Source organism: Streptomyces sp. NPDC027189 (assembly GCF_055566975.1).
The window spans coordinates 83126-101304 of the sequence record NZ_JBVHRI010000022.1 but is presented as its reverse complement, the minus strand read 5'-3'; the positions used below and the strand labels follow the sequence as shown (position 1 = coordinate 101304).

At 67.6% G+C, this 18179-nt stretch carries 13 protein-coding genes; 9 read left to right on the top strand and 4 right to left on the bottom strand.

Features of this window, described 5'->3' with window-relative positions:
* Nucleotides 1-108: 108 nt before the first annotated feature.
* Together ACZ4RZ_RS37460 and ACZ4RZ_RS37455 are read right to left on the bottom strand one after the other, a co-directional pair.
* On the bottom strand, nucleotides 109-315 hold the full coding sequence (locus ACZ4RZ_RS37460; RefSeq protein WP_467751476.1) for a DUF397 domain-containing protein: 207 nt from the start codon (nucleotides 313-315) through the stop codon (nucleotides 109-111).
* The gene (locus tag ACZ4RZ_RS37455) at nucleotides 312-1157 is read right to left on the bottom strand and encodes a helix-turn-helix domain-containing protein (protein ID WP_467751475.1); all 846 of its coding nucleotides are present in this window, start codon (nucleotides 1155-1157) and stop codon (nucleotides 312-314) included. Before ACZ4RZ_RS37455 ends, ACZ4RZ_RS37460 begins: the two co-directional genes overlap by 4 nt.
* 106 nt (nucleotides 1158-1263) lie before the next feature.
* Here ACZ4RZ_RS37455 and ACZ4RZ_RS37450 point away from each other — a divergent pair, with 106 nt between their 5' ends.
* The 5 genes from ACZ4RZ_RS37450 to ACZ4RZ_RS37430 all read left to right on the top strand — a co-directional run bounded on the left by ACZ4RZ_RS37450 (nucleotide 1264) and on the right by ACZ4RZ_RS37430 (nucleotide 11422).
* A complete protein-coding gene (locus ACZ4RZ_RS37450; protein ID WP_467751473.1) occupies nucleotides 1264-1728 on the top strand; it encodes an ATP-binding protein in 465 nt (154 codons plus the stop codon).
* Nucleotides 1729-1847: 119 nt separating this feature from the next.
* Nucleotides 1848-3437, top strand: a complete 1590-nt coding sequence (locus ACZ4RZ_RS37445; RefSeq protein WP_467751472.1) for a protein kinase domain-containing protein — start codon at nucleotides 1848-1850, stop codon at nucleotides 3435-3437.
* 97 nt (nucleotides 3438-3534) lie between these two features.
* Nucleotides 3535-5703, top strand: coding sequence for an AIPR family protein (locus tag ACZ4RZ_RS37440; protein WP_467751470.1), 2169 nt, complete (start codon nucleotides 3535-3537; stop codon nucleotides 5701-5703).
* A gap of 93 nt (nucleotides 5704-5796) precedes the next feature.
* A complete protein-coding gene (locus ACZ4RZ_RS37435) occupies nucleotides 5797-7929 on the top strand; it encodes a UvrD-helicase domain-containing protein (RefSeq protein WP_467751468.1) in 2133 nt (710 codons plus the stop codon).
* A 166-nt stretch (nucleotides 7930-8095) separates the two neighbouring features.
* Complete coding sequence (locus ACZ4RZ_RS37430; protein WP_467751466.1) at nucleotides 8096-11422, top strand: type ISP restriction/modification enzyme; 3327 nt, start codon at nucleotides 8096-8098, stop codon at nucleotides 11420-11422.
* Between the two features lie 19 nt (nucleotides 11423-11441).
* Here the strand turns inward: ACZ4RZ_RS37430 and ACZ4RZ_RS37425 are convergent, their stop codons facing one another.
* Both ACZ4RZ_RS37425 and ACZ4RZ_RS37420 read right to left on the bottom strand, forming a co-directional pair.
* Nucleotides 11442-11831, bottom strand: a complete 390-nt coding sequence (locus tag ACZ4RZ_RS37425) for a hypothetical protein (RefSeq protein ID WP_467751464.1) — start codon at nucleotides 11829-11831, stop codon at nucleotides 11442-11444.
* Between the two features lie 184 nt (nucleotides 11832-12015).
* Nucleotides 12016-13461, bottom strand: coding sequence for a gamma-aminobutyraldehyde dehydrogenase (locus tag ACZ4RZ_RS37420; protein ID WP_467751462.1), 1446 nt, complete (start codon nucleotides 13459-13461; stop codon nucleotides 12016-12018).
* Between the two features lie 764 nt (nucleotides 13462-14225).
* Here ACZ4RZ_RS37420 and ACZ4RZ_RS37415 point away from each other — a divergent pair.
* From ACZ4RZ_RS37415 to ACZ4RZ_RS37400, 4 genes are read left to right on the top strand one after another with little or no spacing between them, the layout of a single operon-like run.
* The gene (locus ACZ4RZ_RS37415; RefSeq protein ID WP_467751460.1) at nucleotides 14226-15311 is read left to right on the top strand and encodes an extracellular solute-binding protein; all 1086 of its coding nucleotides are present in this window, start codon (nucleotides 14226-14228) and stop codon (nucleotides 15309-15311) included.
* Nucleotides 15311-16198 (top strand): ABC transporter permease, encoded by an 888-nt coding sequence (locus ACZ4RZ_RS37410; protein ID WP_467751458.1) that lies wholly within the window; start codon nucleotides 15311-15313, stop codon nucleotides 16196-16198. The genes ACZ4RZ_RS37415 and ACZ4RZ_RS37410 overlap by 1 nt, the downstream gene beginning before the upstream one ends.
* Before the next feature lie 10 nt (nucleotides 16199-16208).
* Nucleotides 16209-17015: an ABC transporter permease gene (locus ACZ4RZ_RS37405; RefSeq protein WP_467751456.1), complete on the top strand. Its 807-nt coding sequence runs from the start codon at nucleotides 16209-16211 to the stop codon at nucleotides 17013-17015.
* Between the two features lie 3 nt (nucleotides 17016-17018).
* Nucleotides 17019-18140 (top strand): ABC transporter ATP-binding protein, encoded by a 1122-nt coding sequence (locus ACZ4RZ_RS37400; RefSeq protein ID WP_467751455.1) that lies wholly within the window; start codon nucleotides 17019-17021, stop codon nucleotides 18138-18140.
* Nucleotides 18141-18179 lie beyond the last annotated feature (39 nt).

Here is an 18179-nt window from a genome sequence, read left to right as displayed (position 1 = left end):
TTCCGGACACACCCGTGATTGGCAGATTTGAGCCACTCCATATTCCATCAGGCCTGGTCAGACCCCTGAACACTTGGCCCAAATCTGCCAATCACGGCTCCCTATGCGTCAGCGGCCGGAGGCCAACGCCACGAACCCGGCCCATGCTTCGGCCCCAACGGCCAGTACGGGCCCGGCGAGCTGCTTCGAGTCCCGTATCAGAACGGCTTTCGGTGTCGCGGCAACCTCGACGCATTCGCCGCCTTCGCCACTGCTGTAGCTGCTCTTGAACCAGGCCGCCTCAGAGACGGTCAGCTCGACATCCCGGTGGATCATTTCTCTCCCAGCAGTCCCTCGACGAAGACCAGCGATTCGCGCGGTGTCAGGGCCTGCGCTCGGAGGATGCCGTACTGCTCCTCGGCATCCCGCACCATCGCCCGCTCTGTGTACAGGCGGCTATTTCGCTGGACCTCAACGTAGGCCATCCTCCGTCCCTCGCGGTTCTCGATCAAGGTGAATGGTCCGCCCAACCCGCAGTGCTCTGTTCGTTCATTGGGCATGACCTGGATCTCCACGTTCCTCCGCTGACCATGCAACAGGACCTGTTCAAGCTGGCCTTGCAGTACTGCCCATCCGCCCACGGGCCGCCGCAGGACCGACTCTTCGATGACGAAGCTGAGCGTCGGCAACGGCCTTCGCATGAAGATCTCTTGCCGCGCCATACGAGCCGTCGTGCGCTGCTCCACGGTCTCCTCATCAAGGAGAGGGCGACGCATCGTGAACACGGCGCGCGCGTACTCCTCGGTCTGCAGCAAACCTGGCACAGCCAACGTCGCGTACACGTGGAGGGACACCGCCTCGGCTTCCAGCCTGGCCACGTCCCGAAAGAATGCCGGATACTGCGCCCGCGCCAGCTCCTCCTTCAGCGCCCTCAACACACCCCCGGCATCAAGCACTTCATCCGCCCGGTCCACAAACTTCGACTGCGGAATCCGCCGCCCCTGCTCGATCGACGCGATCGACTCCGCCGCGTACCCCACCAGCTTCCCGAAGGCCGCCCGGTCCAGCCCCGCCCGCACCCTCAGCAGCTTCAACTGCCGCCCGAACGCGGCCACAACACCCGAGCCGGGTTCGTCCTCCGGCCGCTGCCCCACCTCGTCGTCCCTCACGGTCACCATCTCTCCCCGCACCCGCACGTACACCGCCCACCCCGCCACGTACAACACCCCCGCGACGGCGCGTCACCCCTGGTCACGCTACGCCACCCAGCGTCACCGTGAATGCATGACCAGCAATCCCCCACACACCACAGCCACCACCCAACTCCCCACCCCCACCCACCTCTTCGACATGCGCTTCAGCTCGACCCCACGAGGTGCGCGCCTCGCCCGACGCCTCTGCGGCGAACGGCTCAACACCTGGGGTATCCCGTACGGCAGCGACGCACACGGCGCACTCACCCTCATCGCCGCCGAACTGTGCGCGAACGCCGTCCGGCACGGAAACGTCCCCGGCCGTGACTTCCACCTACGCCTCACCGCCGACGACAGGACCGTACGCGTCGAGGTGACCGACACCCGCGGCGAACGACTCCCCGCACCCGCCGACCCCCCGGGCGACCGTACCGATGGACGGGGCCTGCTCCTCGTCGCCGCGCTCGCGGACCTCTGGGGCTGGTCCCCACGCCCCACCGGCCCGGGCAAAACGGTCTGGGCGCAACTGACGATCTCGGCCACCTCCGACCGGTAACCGGCGTAGAGGGCGTACCCGCTGGACGGAAGATCGCCCCAACCACGAGACTTGTCCCCGAACAGTCGGACCGGCGCCGACCCACCGCACGCCGGCGAGGACACTCGACGGGGGCAGGGGTGCCGCAGAAGCAGGTAGCAGGACGTTACGAACTGCTGGAGGAGCTCAGCCACGGGGGCATGGGCGACGTATGGCGCGGTTACGACGCCGTACTGGACCGGCCGGTCGCGGTGAAGGTGATCAGGGGGCAGTCCGTCACCTCCGCGCACCTCGCAGAGGAGTTCGCCAAGCGCTTCAAGCGGGAGGCGCGGATCACCGCACGCATCCAGCACCCGGGCGTGCCACAGGTCTACGACGCGGTGCTCGACGACACGTACGAGCACCTGTTTCTGGTGATGGAACTGGTCGACGGCGTACCCCTGACCGGCTACATCCACCCCGCCAAGCTGCTGCCCGTCAGCTGGGCCGTGGCCGTCACGGCGCAGGTGGCCACCGTGTTGTCGTACGCGCACGACGTGCCGGTCATCCACCGGGACTTGAAGCCGAGCAACATCCTCGTGGCGCGGGACGGGACGGTGAAGGTCCTCGACTTCGGCATCGCGGCGATCCTGCGGACGGATGTCACCAAGCTGACGGCGACCGGCAGTCCGATCGGCACCTACCAGTACATGTCGCCGGAGCAGGTGCGCGGCGGGCAGATCACGCCGAAGGCCGACCTGTACGCGCTGGGGTGCGTACTGCACGAACTGCTCAGCGGGCAGCTGGTGTTCACGGCGGAGAGCGAGTTCCTGCTGATGTCCCAGCACGTGAACGCGGCTCCGACGCCGCTGCGGCAACTGCGCGCCGACGTACCGGCCGAGTTGGAGGAGCTCGTCATCCACCTGCTGCGCAAGGCGCCCGAGGCGCGTCCCGCGGATGTGCAGGAGGTGTATGAACGGCTGCGGCCCTTCCTTCCGGCCGCGGGTGAGCCGCCCGCCCCGCAGGAGGCGGGGCCCGCCGGGGCGCCCGACCCGACCGGCGTGTTCCGCCGCCCGTTCGCACCCCGGGCGCGGGCCGGGGCGGTCGCGCGACCCTGTTCCGCGTCACCCGAGGCGCCTGCCGCACCGGCGCCGCTGCCGGACACGCTGCGCGCGCAAGTCAGAGAGGTCCGTGCGCACTACGACGCCCTCATGGAGGAGGATCGGTTCGCGCAGGCCGCCGAGGTGGTCGGGGAGATGATCGAGCCCGCGGCGCGCGCCTTGGGCGCAGAGAACAAGGTCGTGCTGGCGCTGCGGATGCGGCGGGCGGGCGCCCGGCTGCTCGGCGGCGACTTCCGGGCGGCTCTGCCGGAGTTCGAGGCCCTGGCCGACGCGTACGGCCGGATCAGCGGGCCCAGCAGCCAGTCGGCCCTCGACTGCCGTGCCCAGGCAGCCCGTTGCCGCGCCGAACTCGGCCAGGTGACCGAGGCGATGGCAACACTGCGGGACGTACTCGACGTCGTACGAACCGTCGACAGTGACGTCAGCGAGGAAGCCGTCATGCTGCGCCGGGACATCGGCATGCTGCTGCTCGCGCAGGGCAGCGCGGAGGAGGCCCGGCACTTCCTCGAGCCGCTCCACGACGACCTGTGCCTGGTGTACGGCCCCGCGGACGAACTGACCGTCGAGGTGGCCGAGGCCCTGGCCCTCATCCGCCTGGGCCTGGACGACTCCGGATCCACCGGATCCTGATGAAATTCCTGGTTCGTTCCGGCAGACATGGAATGATCTCGCTGATCAGGGGGCGCACCGGGGTGTGCGTGATCGCACCCCCTAGGAGGGGCGGAGCATGAACAAGAAGAACACCGGCAACGAGGACCTGATCCTTCAAGTCCGTCAGGTCCAACAGGCACTCCGCACTGTCTACCTGGACCCGGGGCTGATCGATGACAGTGACCTGGAGGGAATGCCGACCGACCAGCAGGAGCCGCGCCTGCTGTCACGGGCACTGACCGCACAGGCCGTGCGGATCGTCACCGGGTTCAGCCCGCAGGAGGCGGCTCTCACCGTCATCGACGGCGAGGCCGACAAGGGCATCGATGCCATAGCCGTGGTGGACGGGCCCGATCCGCACGTCTATCTCGTGCAGGGGAAATGGAGTAAGTACGGCACGGCCAAGGGTGAACGGTCGGCCGTCATGGAGCTGCTGGCGGGGCTGAGGCTCATCGACGACGAGGACTTCGCCGCCTTCAATCCGCGCGGCCGGCAACTGGCCGAGCTGGCGAAGACCGTAATGTCGAGGGGCCCCGTCCCCGTCACCCAGGTCGTGGTCCTGATGCGGGCCGACGACGTGGGCGAGGGGTTCCGGCACGCCCTGATAGACGGCGAGAAGGAGTTCAACCGTCACGGGAAGGTCTTGGACCATCAGATCATCCTGGCGCCCGAGGTGTGGGGCTCGGTCCGCAGCGATCTGGCACCTCAGCCCGTCGAGCTCAAGGCCGACCTGTTCCCGTGGTTCGAGGTCAGCACACCGTACGTGTCGTATCAAGGCGTCGTCGAGGCAGAGCAGGTGGCCGAGTGGGTGGGACACGGCTCAAACCTGTTCAACCTCAACATCCGCAACCCGCTCGGCAGGACCCCTATCAACAACGAGCTGATCGACACGCTGACTTCAACACCAGAGAACTTCCTGTACTTCAACAACGGTGTCACGGTCCTCTGCGAGTCGGTGGAGAAGACGCCTCAGTCGATGCGGATGCCGCACACCCGCCCGCTAAGCCTGACCCTGCACAACGCCAGCGTCGTCAACGGAGCCCAGACCGTCCGGTCCGTGGCGGAGGCGGTCGCCGACGACGAGATCGCCGCATCGGCACAAGTGGGCGTCCGCATCATCGTGACGGGCAAGGCAGCGGACTTCGCCAGGCAGACCACCCAGGCCACCAACCGCCAGAACCGCGTGGAGGCACGGGACTTCATCGCTCTCGACTCGGTCCAGGCAGGCATCCTCGAGGAGATGCGGGCCGAACTCGGACTGGAGTACAGCGTCCGCCGCAGCGAGCTGGACCCCCATCCAGACACCGGCTGCTCGGTCGTCGAAGCCGCTTGTGCCCTGGCCTGCGCCCACCCCGACGCTCAGTACGCGGCCCGCATCGCCACCACCCTGGACGTGCTGTGGGAGCGGGGGACACAGGGCATCTACGACGTGCTGTTCCGCCCCCAGCCGAGCGCCTACCTGCTGTGGAACGCCGTGCAGATCCTCAGGGAAGTCCGGCGCAGCCTGCACGACGTGCGTCCGCGTTACGAGGGCCGTGGCGTCGCCCTGATCGAGCACGGGACCTACCTGCTCACCCACCTGGTGTTCCGTCGGCTCGACACCGAGGCCATCGACGAGCCGGACCCGAAGCTGGAGTGGGCCACTCAGGCGGCTGCGCGGATACCACAGCTAGTGGAGGATTTGCTGCCCGCAGTGGCCTCCACGATTGACGGGCTCTCCGACAAACTACCGCAGATCCGCGCCGTATGTGCGGATGTCGATCGGTGCCGCGAGGTCGCAGACCATGTGCTGAAGGCCGCGGCGACACCGGAGGGCCTTGCGGCGCCGGACAAGTACCGTCGTACACCGGCGAAGGGCAAGCGCCGGCGCCCCAACGCGGTCTCGGTGCTGATCGACAAGGCCGTTCTGCCAGAGGGGGAGCCGCTCACGCTCACGACGGGTTACCCGCTGGAGGCCGAGGCTCTGCGGGAATGGCTCGCCGAGGACGAAAAGCGATCGCGGGCGACGTGGAAGCCGCACCGCAGCAAGCCGATTCTCTGGGCTGCCGACGGCAAGCAGTACTCACCCTCCGGCTTGGTCTCCGCTATGTGGGAGCTCGCACAGTGGGAAAAGCGACCTGTGGCGAACCAGGGAACCGCACGGTGGGCGACCGCTTCAGGCGAGACGCTGGCCGACCTCGCCTGGCGCGTCCTCGGAGAACTCGAAGAGCCGGACGACGGCTCGGAGTCGGTCGACGGGACCTGACCCAACACCGGCGGCCCACAGCGCCCCGGCCCTGAACCCGAGGACTGCAACCGACACCCGCTTCTCGTACGCGACTGAGGAGAACCGCGCCCCATGCCCCACCTCGCCTTCGACATAGGCTTCTGCGCCCAGCTCGGCAAGCTCCAGGGCTCGGTGCGGGAGGGGGTGTTCGCGGCCTGGGAGAAGTTCGAGCGCCTCACCCTGGACCAACTCTTCAAGGACCAGGGGCTGAAACTGGAGTCCTTGAAGCAGGCCAAGGATCCGCACATCCGTACCATCCGCATCGACCAGGGCACTCGCGGCGTCGTCCTCGCGCCGGACAGCGGCGACACGTTCGTCCTGCTGCGGGTGATGCCGCATGACAAAGCGATCGCGTGGGCCAGCAAGCAGAAGGCGAGCATCAACACCGTCACGCAGGCCGTCGAGATCCGCGACATCGCCACTCTCGAAGAGATGACGCCGGCCTACGAACGGATCGCGCCTGCCCCGGACCAGCGGCTGTTCTCGAAGGTCTCCGACGGGGACATGGCAGCGCTCGGCATCGACGAAACCACGCTGCGCCAGGCACGCGCCCTCACCAATCTGGAACAACTGGAGGTGTTCGCACCGTACTTCCCGCAGGATCAGCGGGAGGTATTGGAGTACCTCGCCGCGGGCTTCTCCGTGGAGGAGGTATGGCGCGACGTGGTGGCCGTCAGCCTCGCGGGCGCCTCCTCGACGGAGCCCGTGGACACCACCGACTACGCGACCGCCATCCACCGGACCCGCACCCGCTTCGCCGTCGTCACGGACTCCGACGAGCTGCGCGACATCCTCGACAAGCCCTTCGCGGCCTGGCGGGTCTTCCTCCACCCCTCGCAGCACAAGGTCGCCTACCGCCCCTCGTACTCCGGGCCCGCCCAGGTCACCGGCGGTCCCGGCACCGGAAAAACTGTCGTCGCCCTGCACCGCGTACGCCACCTGCTGCGGCACCTGCGCGACGGCGACCGCATCCTGCTGACGACGTACACGAACGCGCTGGTCGCCGCGTTGCGCGCCGGGCTCGAAGCACTCGTCGAGGACGAGGCGCTGCGCGACCGCGTGGACATCATGACCGTGGACGCGTTCGCGGGGCGGGTGGTGTCCACCTCGCGCAGGCCGCTGCGCGGTGGCGAGGAGGAGTCCCTCTGGGAACAGGCCGCCCGGGCCGCCGGGTTCACGGGCACGGCTCAGTTCTTGGCGCAGGAGTACAAGCATGTCCTCCTCGCCCAGAACGTGCGCACCCAGGAGGCGTACGAGACCTGCGACCGGCGTGGGCGCGGCAGCGCGCTGAACGCGGCGAAGCGGCCGCTGGTGTGGCGCACGGTCCAGGAGTTCACCGACCGGCTCGCCGCGGACGGGCTGCGGACGTACCTCGGCACCTGCGCGGAGGCCGCCGACCGGCTGGAGGCAGAGGGACCGCGCTACCGGCACGTCGTGGTCGACGAGGCCCAGGACCTGCACCCCGCGCAGTGGCGCCTGCTGCGCGCCGCAGCCCCGGCACGCCCCGATGACCTGTTCGTCGCGGGCGACCCGCACCAGCGCATCTACGACTCCAAGGTGTCGCTGAAGGCCGTGGGCATCCAGGTCGCGGGGCGGTCGACGAAGATGCGCAAGAACTACCGCTCCACGCACGAGATCCTCAGCTGGTCCACCGCCCTCCTCATCGGCCGACCCTTCGACGACCTGTCCGACGACTCACGCAACGACACCCTGCTGGGCTACCGCTCGGCACTCCACGGCAGCGGTCCCGACACGCACGGCGCGGCCACAGAGGAGGCCGAACTCGACGCGCTGGTCGAGCGCGTGCGCGGCTGGCTCGAGAGCGGTGTCGCGCCCGGCGAGATCGGAGTCAGCGCCCGGTTCAACAAGACCTGCGACAAGGCGGCCGACCGCCTCAAGTCTGCGGGGATTGCGGCAGCCCGCCTGCGCGGGAACACGGCGCCGAACGCCGACGCGGTGAACGTCGGCACCATGCACTCCTGCAAGGGCCTGGAGTACCGCTGCGTAGCCGTCATCGGCGCCACCGACGCCGCTCTTCCCTACCCCCGAGCGGTCACCCCGGCCGACGTCGACCGTGTGCAGCACGAGGCCGACCTGATGGCGGAACGCTGCTTGCTGTTCGTGGCGTGCACGCGGGCCCGCGACGGGCTGTACGTCTCGTGGTCGGGGGAACCGAGCCCCTTCTTGCTCGACGCCGGATTGTGAGCTGGGCGCACAACGGGGAGCACGGTGTCGACGTGTGCGCCCGTTGCGCCGCATATACCGATGGAAAAGGCGTGCAGCCCTGCTGACAGCTCCTCCATAAGGCCTCAAAAATGGTGCAGTTGAGGCTGACGGCCATCACCTACAGCGGCCTCTTCCTGGGGGGCCTGTGCACAGAGACGAGTACAGCTGGCTGCGCTCTGCCGTGACACGGTTCGGCGCCTCGTGCAAGCTGAAACTGTCGGGCGGAGGCAGTCCGGAGGCCGCGATACGTGGCCCCCTGGAAGTCCTGCTGCAGGCGGTCGGCGAACATCACGAACAGCACGAGGTGACCTGGCACGACGAGTACCGGCTGCCTGACCTGGGAGTACGACCCGATTACGCGGTGCGCGCGGGACAGGACATCATCGGTTACATCGAGCTGAAGCGGCCCGGCCTGTCCGTGGACCCGGAAACCTTCGGCAAGAGCAACCGCGAACAATGGGAGAAACTCCGGGACTTGCCCAACCTGCTGTATTCCAACGGGACGGAGTGGCGGCTCTTCCGGGACGGGCGACAGATCGGCAACGCGGTCTTCTTTTCAGGGTCCCTCAAGGGTTCGGGCGACAAGCTGGCCATGGGTGATCCTGCTGCCTTCGACATCCTGCTCAAGCAGTTCCTGATGTGGAAGCCCCAGCCCATCGCGCAGGTCGCTCGCCTCGTGCAGCACGTCGCGCCGCTGTGCCGGCTGCTGCGGGCCGCCGTGTTGGAACAGCTGGCCGCCGAGGACAGATCGAGCGCTGCGGACGACGACATGCGGGCGCGGCCGTTCACGGGGCTCAAGAACGACTGGCGCAGGTATCTGTTCCCGTCCGCGGACGATGCCACCTTCGCCGACGGCTATGCGCAGACCGTCACCTTTGCTCTCCTCCTGGCCCGCACCGAGGACATCCCTCTCGCACCGGACTCCTTCCACGAGATCGGCCGGCATCTCGACGCCGACCACGCCCTCATGGGCAAGGCGCTCCAACTGCTCACGGACAACGTCAACGCCCGCTTCACCGTCACGCTCGACCTACTGACCCGCACGATCGCCAAGGTGGACTGGCCTGCCATCCGGAGCGGCAACCGGGATGCCTACCTCCACCTGTACGAGCACTTCCTCACGGTCTACGATCCTGCGCTCCGCCAGCAGAGCGGCTCGTACTACACGCCTCGCGAGGTCGTCGCGGAGATGGTCCGCCTCACCGAAGAGGTGCTCCGCACGCGGCTGGATCAGGAGTTGGGCTTCGCGGCGGACGACGTCAGGATCGTCGACCCCGCCATGGGAACCGGCACTTTCCTCCACACGATCATCGAACGGGTCGCCGAGCAGGCCGTCGAGCGGCACGGCCCGGCGATGGCCCGTGATGCCATCTCCCGGCTCGCGTCACGGTTGTTCGGGTTCGAGTTGCAGATGGGGCCCTTCGCCGTATCCGAGTTACGTGCCTCGGATCTGCTGAAGAAGTACAAGGTGCCGTTGCCCGAGGGCGGGCTCAATCTGTTCGTCACCGACACCCTGGACAACCCTTATGCCGAGGAGGAGTACCTGGCCTCGACCTACGGGGCGCTGTCCCTCTCACGCAGACGGGCCAACCAGGTCAAGGCCAACGTCCCCATCACGGCGGTCACCGCGAACCCGCCTTACGACGACAAGGCTGAGGGCCGCGGCGGCTGGATCGAAAAACGGCCGGAGGGGAAAGAGCCTCCCGTTCTGGATGCCTTTCGGTACGAGGGCAACGGCCGCTATGAGCACGTACTCAAGAACATGTACGTGTACTTCTGGCGCTGGGCCACCTGGAAGGTCTTCGACGCCCACGACGAGGACCGGCACGGTGTGGTCTGTCTCATCACCCCCTCCGGGTGGGCCACCGGGCCCGGCGGCCGTGGCATGCGGGACTATCTGCGGCGCACCTGCGACGAGGGCTGGGTCATCAACCTCTCGCCCGAAGGCCAGCGGCCCGACATCGCGACCCGCGTGTTTCCCGGAGTCGCCCAGCCGCTCGCCATCTACATCTTCGTACGCAAGGCGGGCATGGAACGCGGACCGGGACACCGGGCCCACATCCACTACCGGGCCGTGACCGGGACGCGTGCCGACAAGTTCAGGCAGCTCCAGCACATGCATCTCGACGACAGCGAATGGCGTGACACCCATACGCAAGGAGCACGCCCGTTGACTCCGGTCACGGAGTCCGGCTGGGAGGAATTTCCCGAGCTGAACGACCTGTTCCCTTGGGGGAGTCCGGGAACCAAGGCCAACCGTTCATGGGTGAGTGCGCCGTCCGCCGAGATCCTGCGCCGCAGATGGGCACGGCTGATCCGCGAGTCCGACCGGGTGCAGAAGGCCGAGCTGTTCAAAGAGACTCGCGATCTCAAGCTCACCGACAGAAGACAGCCGTTACCCGGCACATTTTCCCCGACCCGCCCTCTCAACGAAGAGACGCACACCACCCCGGATCTCGTACGCATGGCCCTGCGCAGTTTCGACCGCCAGTACCTCATCGCCGACAACCGTGTCATCGACTTCCCGCGCCCAGATCTTTGGGCAGCGCTCCACGAGGGCCAGCTGTTCCTCAACCAACAGTCGTCACACGAGATCAGCTCTGGTCCGGCCGTGGTGGCGACACATCTGATCCCCGATACACACCACTTCAACGGCCGCGGTGGGCGCATCCTGCCGTTGCTGCACCCCGACGGCTCCTCCAACACTCCTCACGGCCTCCTGCCGTACCTCGCCCGAACTCTCGACCGCACGAGCGTCGGCCCAGACGAGCTTGCGGCCTACACCATCGCCGTCGCCGGGCATCCCGGCTTCACCGAACGGTTCACGGAAGAGCTGCTCACCCCCGGCGTACGCCTGCCCCTCACCCGGAGCAGTGGTCTCTGGGACAGGGCAGTGGCACTTGGCCGGGAAGTGCTGTGGATCTCCACCTTCGGCGAGCGGTGCGCCGATCCGGCCGCCGGACGCCCCTCCGGGAACATCACGTTCGCCCCGGGGGACACACGGCAGGTGAAGTACCTGACCCACATCGGTGATGTGCTGCCCTCCCGGATGCGATACGAGCCCGAGTCCGACACGCTTCGCGTCGGTGACGGCGCGTTCGGTCCGGTGCCCGAGGCGGTGTGGACGTACGACGTCGGCGGCATGGAGATCGTCAAGAAGTGGTTCGGCTATCGCAAGGCGTCACCGAACAGCAAGAGGACCAGTCCGCTGGACGACATCCATGTCGAGAGCTGGGATTCCGAGTGGACCGGCGAGCTCATCGAGCTGCTCTCCCTGCTGCGCCGGCTCACCGGTCTCGCCCCGGCTCAGGCCGAGCTGCTCTCCGAGATCCTGGCCGGTCCGACCACGACACAGGAAGACCTGAAGAGCGGAGGGGTCCTGCCGATACGCCCGGCGGCTCGCAAGGCGAGGCTGCGTGCGACCGGCGGGCTGTTCCACGACTCGGATGAAGGAGGCGCCAGCGGCGGATGAGGCCGGCGCGGGTCCAGTTCTACTGGTCCACACTCGCGAGCGCCTGATCGAGCGAGACGTCACCCTGCGCCAACTTCCGCACGGCGCATGCCAGACGAGGGTGGCCGTCCTCAACAGCCTCGGCCAGTCGCACCACATCCGCGAGTCTCAACTCTGCGGCTTCGTGGAGCGCCTCATAGTGGACCGCCGTGCCCAGATCAGTCGCAGCCACCGCACCGTCCTCTTTCACGGCCAGCCCGAGGAAGCCGAGTTCCCGGACGTCCGCAAGAACCTCGGTCACGTCAAGTCCCCGGCCGTAGATCACCGCTCCCGCTTCCTCGCCTTCGGTCGGATCCGGGAGCGGCTGGAGCACCAACTCCGCCAGCAGGCGGCGCTGCGAATCGGTGAGCACAAATCGCGGGAGGGGCATGCACACATGCCTAGCACAGCGCCGCACCCGCTTGGCCTGTGCCGTGCGCGGTGTTGCGAGTCTTGCCCCTCCCCCGTCTCAATCAGTGAGCACCTCCGCCCTGACGGCAGGGACAGAACGTTCTCACGGCTGTCATGGAGTTCCACATAGGTCACCAGCAGGTCGGACACGCGTACCCGGTGCCTCACAGCGATGTCATCACGTGCTTGATGCGCGTGTAGTCCTCGAAGCCGTACGCCGACAGGTCCTTGCCGTAGCCGGACTTCTTGTAGCCGCCGTGCGGCATCTCGGCGACCAGGATCATGTGGGTGTTGATCCATAGGCAGCCGAAGTCGAGGCGCTTGGACATGCGCATCGCGCGGGCGTGGTCCTTCGTCCAGACCGAGGAGGCGAGGGCGTAGTCGACGCCGTTGGCCCACTCCACGGCCTGGTCCTCGTCCGCGAAGGACTGGACCGTGATGACCGGGCCGAAGACCTCGTTCTGGATGATCTCGTCGTTCTGCTTGAGGCCGGAGACGACGGTCGGCGCGTAGAAGTAGCCGATCTCGCCGACGCGGTGGCCACCGGCCTCGACTTTGGCGTGCGAGGGGAGTCGGTCGACGAAGCCGCTCACCTGGGCGAGCTGGTTGACGTTGTTGAGTGGGCCGAAGAGCACGTCCTGCTCGTCGATGCCACCGGTCTTGACGTCGGCGGCGGCCTTGGCCAGCGCGGCGACGAACTCGTCGTGGATGGACTCGTGGACGAGGACGCGGGTGGCGGCCGTGCAGTCCTGGCCGGCGTTGAAGAAGCCCGCCGTCGTGATGCCCTCGACAGCCTGCGCGACGTCCGCGTCGTCGAAGACGACCACGGGTGCCTTGCCGCCGAGCTCCAGGTGGACGCGCTTGACGTCCTTGGCGGCGCTCTCGGCGACCTGGATGCCGGCGCGCACGGAACCGGTGATGGCGGCCATGGCCGGGACCGGGTGCTCGACCATGAGCTGCCCGGTGCTCCGGTCGCCGCACACGACATTGAGCACACCGGCGGGCAGATCCAGCTCCTTCAGTACGCCACCGACGATCCCGGCGAGCAGGACCGTGGACGCGGGGGTGGTGTCCGACGGCTTGAGGACCACGGTGTTGCCCGCGGCGATCGCCGGTGCGAACTTCCACACCGCCGTCATCATCGGGTAGTTCCAGGGCGCGACCTGCGCGCACACACCGATCGGCTCCCGCCGGATGATGGAGGTCAGGCCCTCCGCGTACTCTCCCGCCGCCTTGCCCTCCAGCAGACGCGCCGCGCCCGCGAAGAAGCGCAACTGGTCGACCATGGGGACGATCTCTTCGGTCCTGGTCACGGCGCGAGGCTTGCCGGTGTCGCGGCACTCCGCCTCGACCAGCTCCTCGGCGCGCGCCTCGACGGCGTCCGCGATCTTCAGGAGCAGCTTCTGCCGGGTGCTGGGGGTGGAGTCGCGCCACGCAGGAAAGGCCGCCGCCGCGGCTGCCATCGCCGCGTCCACGTCTGCCGCCCCCGAGAGCGGTGAACTCGCGTACACCTCACCGGTGGTGGGGTTGACGACCGGCAGCGTGCGACCGTCCTTCGCGTCGACGAAATCACCGTCGATGTAATTGCGCAGCGTAAGGATTTCGCTCACGACGTTCCGTGCTCCTCGTGGCTTGAGAATCGTAGGGATACAGGAGATCTGCTGGGGCTGACTTGAGGATGGCGATGACGCAGCGCCCCAGGGGTGGAGGGCGGCCGTGGGATTGCGTTCCGGTCGTGCCGGGTGAGAGGGCCGAACCGAACGGCGCGGAATTGGCGACTTCCGCGCCGACGGGCCATGCCTGAGGGACAGCAGCTGAGGCACGGATGACCTGACCAGGCCAGGTCTCCGTCCCAGGCCAGTGACGCTATCCGCCACCCGAACAGCCAAGAAGTGGTGGATTCATCCACCGTCCCGACGCCGTATGGATGATCTGCACACCAAACGAGGTCATGCGGTCCGGGCAGCGCGAAGCGACATCTGTCTCCTGGACATGGGCGCGTCCGCTGGGAAATCACTCATTGACGCGCAGAGGACATGTCCCTACTGTTGCGCCACGCGGTCGCCGGGCTGAGGCAGACCGCGTGTACCGGATCGTTCCCTTTCCGCGGATCGCCTGATCGTGATGGCGGATGCGAACGAGTTCCGGAATGTCATGGCCGTTGGCGACGGCTATTGGCTCCTCAGGTCATATTTCGACCTGGTCGCTCATGATGCGGATCGCAGATCGCCCATCCCCTGTTTTTCCCTCTGGCACTGATCCCTGCCGCGCCCCATATTCATCGCGCCCCGCACCCGTCATGGGTGTGCTCTGACGCGCGCCGTCGTGTTCCAAGAAAGGCATGGCCACAATGAATGAGCAGTCGCACAGAAGCATGAGCCGCCGGTCGGTCCTGCGGGCGGCCGGAGCCTCCGCGCTCGCGGCCCCCCTGGCGGGGAGTCTGCTCACCGCGTGCAGCACCAAGTCGGCCCCGTCGGCCAAGCCGAACACCACGGTGACCGTCACCTCGTACGGCGGCTCGTACAACGACCAGCTGACGAAGACCCTGCTGAAGCCGTTCGAGAAGAAGTCGGGTGTGCGTCCGTCGCTGCTGGCCAACACCAGCCTCGCCGGGCTGAAGGCCCAGGTCCAGTCCGGCGATGTCCAGTGGGATCTGGTGGAGTTGACGGCACCGGAATACCTTCAGGCCGTCGACGAGGGACTGTTGGAGAAGCTGGACTACGGCGTCATCAGCGACAAGGGGCTGCCCGCCTATGCGAAGGCCGACTATGGCATCAAGTATCTGAGCTTTCTTTTCGTGATGGCCTGGGATCAGAAGCACATCCCCGACGCCCAGGCGCCCAAGAATTGGGAGCAGTTCCTGGACCAGGGGCGCTACAAGGGCAAGCGATCCGTCTACGCGCAGTTGTCCGACAGCTCGATCCTGGAGGCGGCACGACTCGCGGCGGGCGTGCCGTTCGACAAGATCTACCCCCTCGACGTCGATGCCGCGCTGAAGTACCTGGCCCAGCACCCCGGGCGGGACGGACTGATCTACCACACGGCCAATCAGGAGCCGATCCAGCAGCTGACCTCCGGCGAGGTCGCGCTCTCGACCAGCTTCAACAACCGGATCAGCGCCGCCCGCAAGGACGGCGCGAGGCTCAACTTCACCGCCAGCAACAGTGTCGTGGCGGGTGACTACTTCGTGGTCCCCAAGGGCGCCAGGAACAAGGAGGCGGCCTTCCGGCTCCTGGACTTCATGAGCAACGACGCCGCGGCCGGCGCCGACTTCATCCAGACCACCAACCTCACCCTGGCCAACACCCCAGCCCTGGCCAAGCTGCCCTCCTCGGTGGCCGATTCGCTGCCCACCAGCCCCAAGCTGGCGCACTCCATCCTGGTACGCGACGACGCCTGGTGGGCCAAGAACCTCAAGGCGACCGAGCAGCGCTTCAAGCTGTGGCAGGCGGGCAGCTGATGACGTCCACCGTCACGCCTGCCGCGGCGACCGCATCCGCTTCCGCCGGGGCCGACGCGCCGCGGCGGCGCCGGCGCCCGCGCGGCACGTGGTTGCTGCTCCTGGCACCCGTACTCGCCTTCGACGCCGTACTCTTCCTGACACCCCTCGGCAAACTCGTTGCGGCCAGCACTCACGGCCACGCCTACCAGCGAGTGCTGAAGGACCCGCTGGTGTCGCGGTCGCTGCTCAACACCTTTGAGATCAGCGCACTGTCGACGCTCGCCACGGTCGTGCTCGGCTACCTGCTGGCCGTGGTGATCTGGCGGCGCGGGCCGCTGGCGCGGGTCATCCTCTTCGCTCTGGTGCTGCTGCCCTTCTGGACGGGCGTCCTGGTGAAGAACTTCGCCTGGGCGGTCCTGCTGCAGGACAACGGCCTGGTGAACACCGCACTGCAGGGGCTCGGAATCACCGACGCCCCCGTGGCCCTGCTCCACAACCGTTTCGCCGTGGTGCTCGGCATGGTGCACTACCTGCTGCCGTACGCCGTCTTCCCGATCTTCGCGGCCCTGGCCGCGATCGACGACCGGCTCGAACTCGCGGCCCGGTCGCTGGGGGCGGGCGAGGCGTCGATCTTCCGCCGGATCATCCTGCCTCTGACCGTGCCGGGCGTCTCCGCAGCCGGTCTGCTGGTGTTCATCATCAGCACGGGATTCTTCATCACGCCCGTCGTGCTCGGTGGTCCCGGAGACATGATGATCGCCAATCAGATCGATTTCTACGCAAGGCAGTTGACCGATTTCGCCGGTGCCTCGGCACTCGCGCTGCTACTGACCGTCATCGTCAGCGTGCTCGTCGCGATATACCAGCGGATCCTTCGTGCAGGAGGCGAATATGAGGCCGGCTAGACCTCGACATGTGTCCTCGCTGATCGCCTCGGTGCCGGTCTTCGTCTTCCTGGTCGTGCCGACGCTGATCGTGCTGCCGATGGCCTTCACCGGCAGCCGCTACATCACCTTTCCACCCCAGCAGTTGTCCGCCGAGGCGGTCACCGGGTTCTTCCGCGACCAGGCGTGGATGTCGGCCCTGTCCGCCAGCCTCCAAGCGGCAGGTGTCGCGGTGGCGATCTCGGTCCTGCTCGGTGGGACGGCCGCGGTGGCGCTGCACGGGCGCACGTTTCCCGGGAAGGCCGCGATCACAGGCCTGCTGCTGGCACCGATGATCGTGCCCGCGGTGGTACTGGCTCTGGCGTTCTACCAGTTCTTCATCTCCGTCGGCATGGTGGGGACGGTCCTGCCGATCGGCCTCGCCCATGCCGTGATCGCCGTGCCGTACGCCTTCCTCACCGTGCGGGCCAGCCTCGCCGGGCTGAACCCGGCGCTGGTCCGCTCGGCGAGCAGCCTGGGCGCGGGAGCGTTCTCCGTCATGCGGTTCGTCTATCTCCCGGTCATCCGGCCGGGGCTCATCGCGGGAGCCCTGTTCGCCTTCTCGGTGTCGATCGACGAGACGGTCATCGCGCTGTTCCTGCAGTCCCCGAACGCGACGACGCTGCCGGTGAAGATGTTCACCGACATCCAGTACAACCTGACCCCGAAGATCGCCGTGTCCTCGGCGATGCTCGTCACCGTCGCCACGCTCGGTCTGCTCGTACAGGTCTGCTTCACCATCCGCCGCCGCTCCGTCGCACGGCTGCTCCCCTTGACCGCCCCCGAACAGACAGGGTGATCCATGACGACCACGACCACACAGCAGACATCCGCCTCGGCTCCCCACGAGGAGCGGCGTGGCGCCATCGAGCTGCGCGGCGTCCGCAAGATGTACGGGAATGTCGCCGCCGTCGATGATCTCGATCTGTCGGTCGAACCCGGCGAGTTCGTCACCCTGCTCGGGCCGAGCGGTTCGGGCAAGACCACGACGATGATGATGGTGGCCGGCTTCGAGGAACTCACCTCCGGCACCGTACTGATCGACGGCGAACCGGTGGACCGGCTGCCTCCCAAGGACCGCAACCTCGGTGTCGTCTTCCAGAGTTACGCCCTGTTCCCGCACATGAGCGCCGCCGAGAACGTCGAGTTTCCGCTGCGCATGCGAGGGGTCCAGCGTGGCGAGCGGCGGGGGCGCGCGGAAGAGGCGCTCGCCCGCGTCGGTCTGGCCGGGCTAGGCGACCGTCGTCCGCGTCAGATGTCCGGCGGCCAGCAGCAGCGCGTCGCGCTCGCGCGTGCCCTGGTGTTCAACCCCGCGGCCCTTCTCCTGGACGAGCCGATGGCCGCCCTGGACAAGCGGCTGCGCGAGCAGATGCAGGACGAGGTCAAGACACTGCAGCAGTCGCTCGGTATCTCCGTCCTGTTCGTCACCCACGACCAGGACGAAGCCATGTCCATGTCCGACAGGATCGTGGTCATGCGCGACGGCAGGATCGTGCAGGAGGGCGCCCCCGAGGATGTCTACGCACATCCGCGGACCGACTGGGTGGCAAACTTCCTCGGCGACACCAACCTGGTGCCCTGCACGGTGCTCGAGCGCAAGGACGGCGAGGCCATCGTCGACCTCGGCGCATGGGGAGTCGGCCGGGTACGGGACCGCGGGGCCAAGGGCGACGCGTACGCGGTCTCCATCCGCCCCGAGCATCTGCGGTTCGTCGACGCCGACCGCGCCGAGAACCGTGGCTCCGGCCGGGTGTTGTCGTCCACCAGCCTCGGCGCCACGATCCGCCACCGGCTGCACGTGGGCGGCCAGGACGTGGTCATGCGTGAACTCGGCACGGGTTCGCGCGCCACGGGCATCCTCGACAGCGAGGTGACGGTCGGCTGGTCCCCGGAGGAGGCTCAGCTGCTCGTCCTGGAGCCCTGAGGGCCACTGGTACGGGGCGCTTCGAGGTGGTTGTGCAGC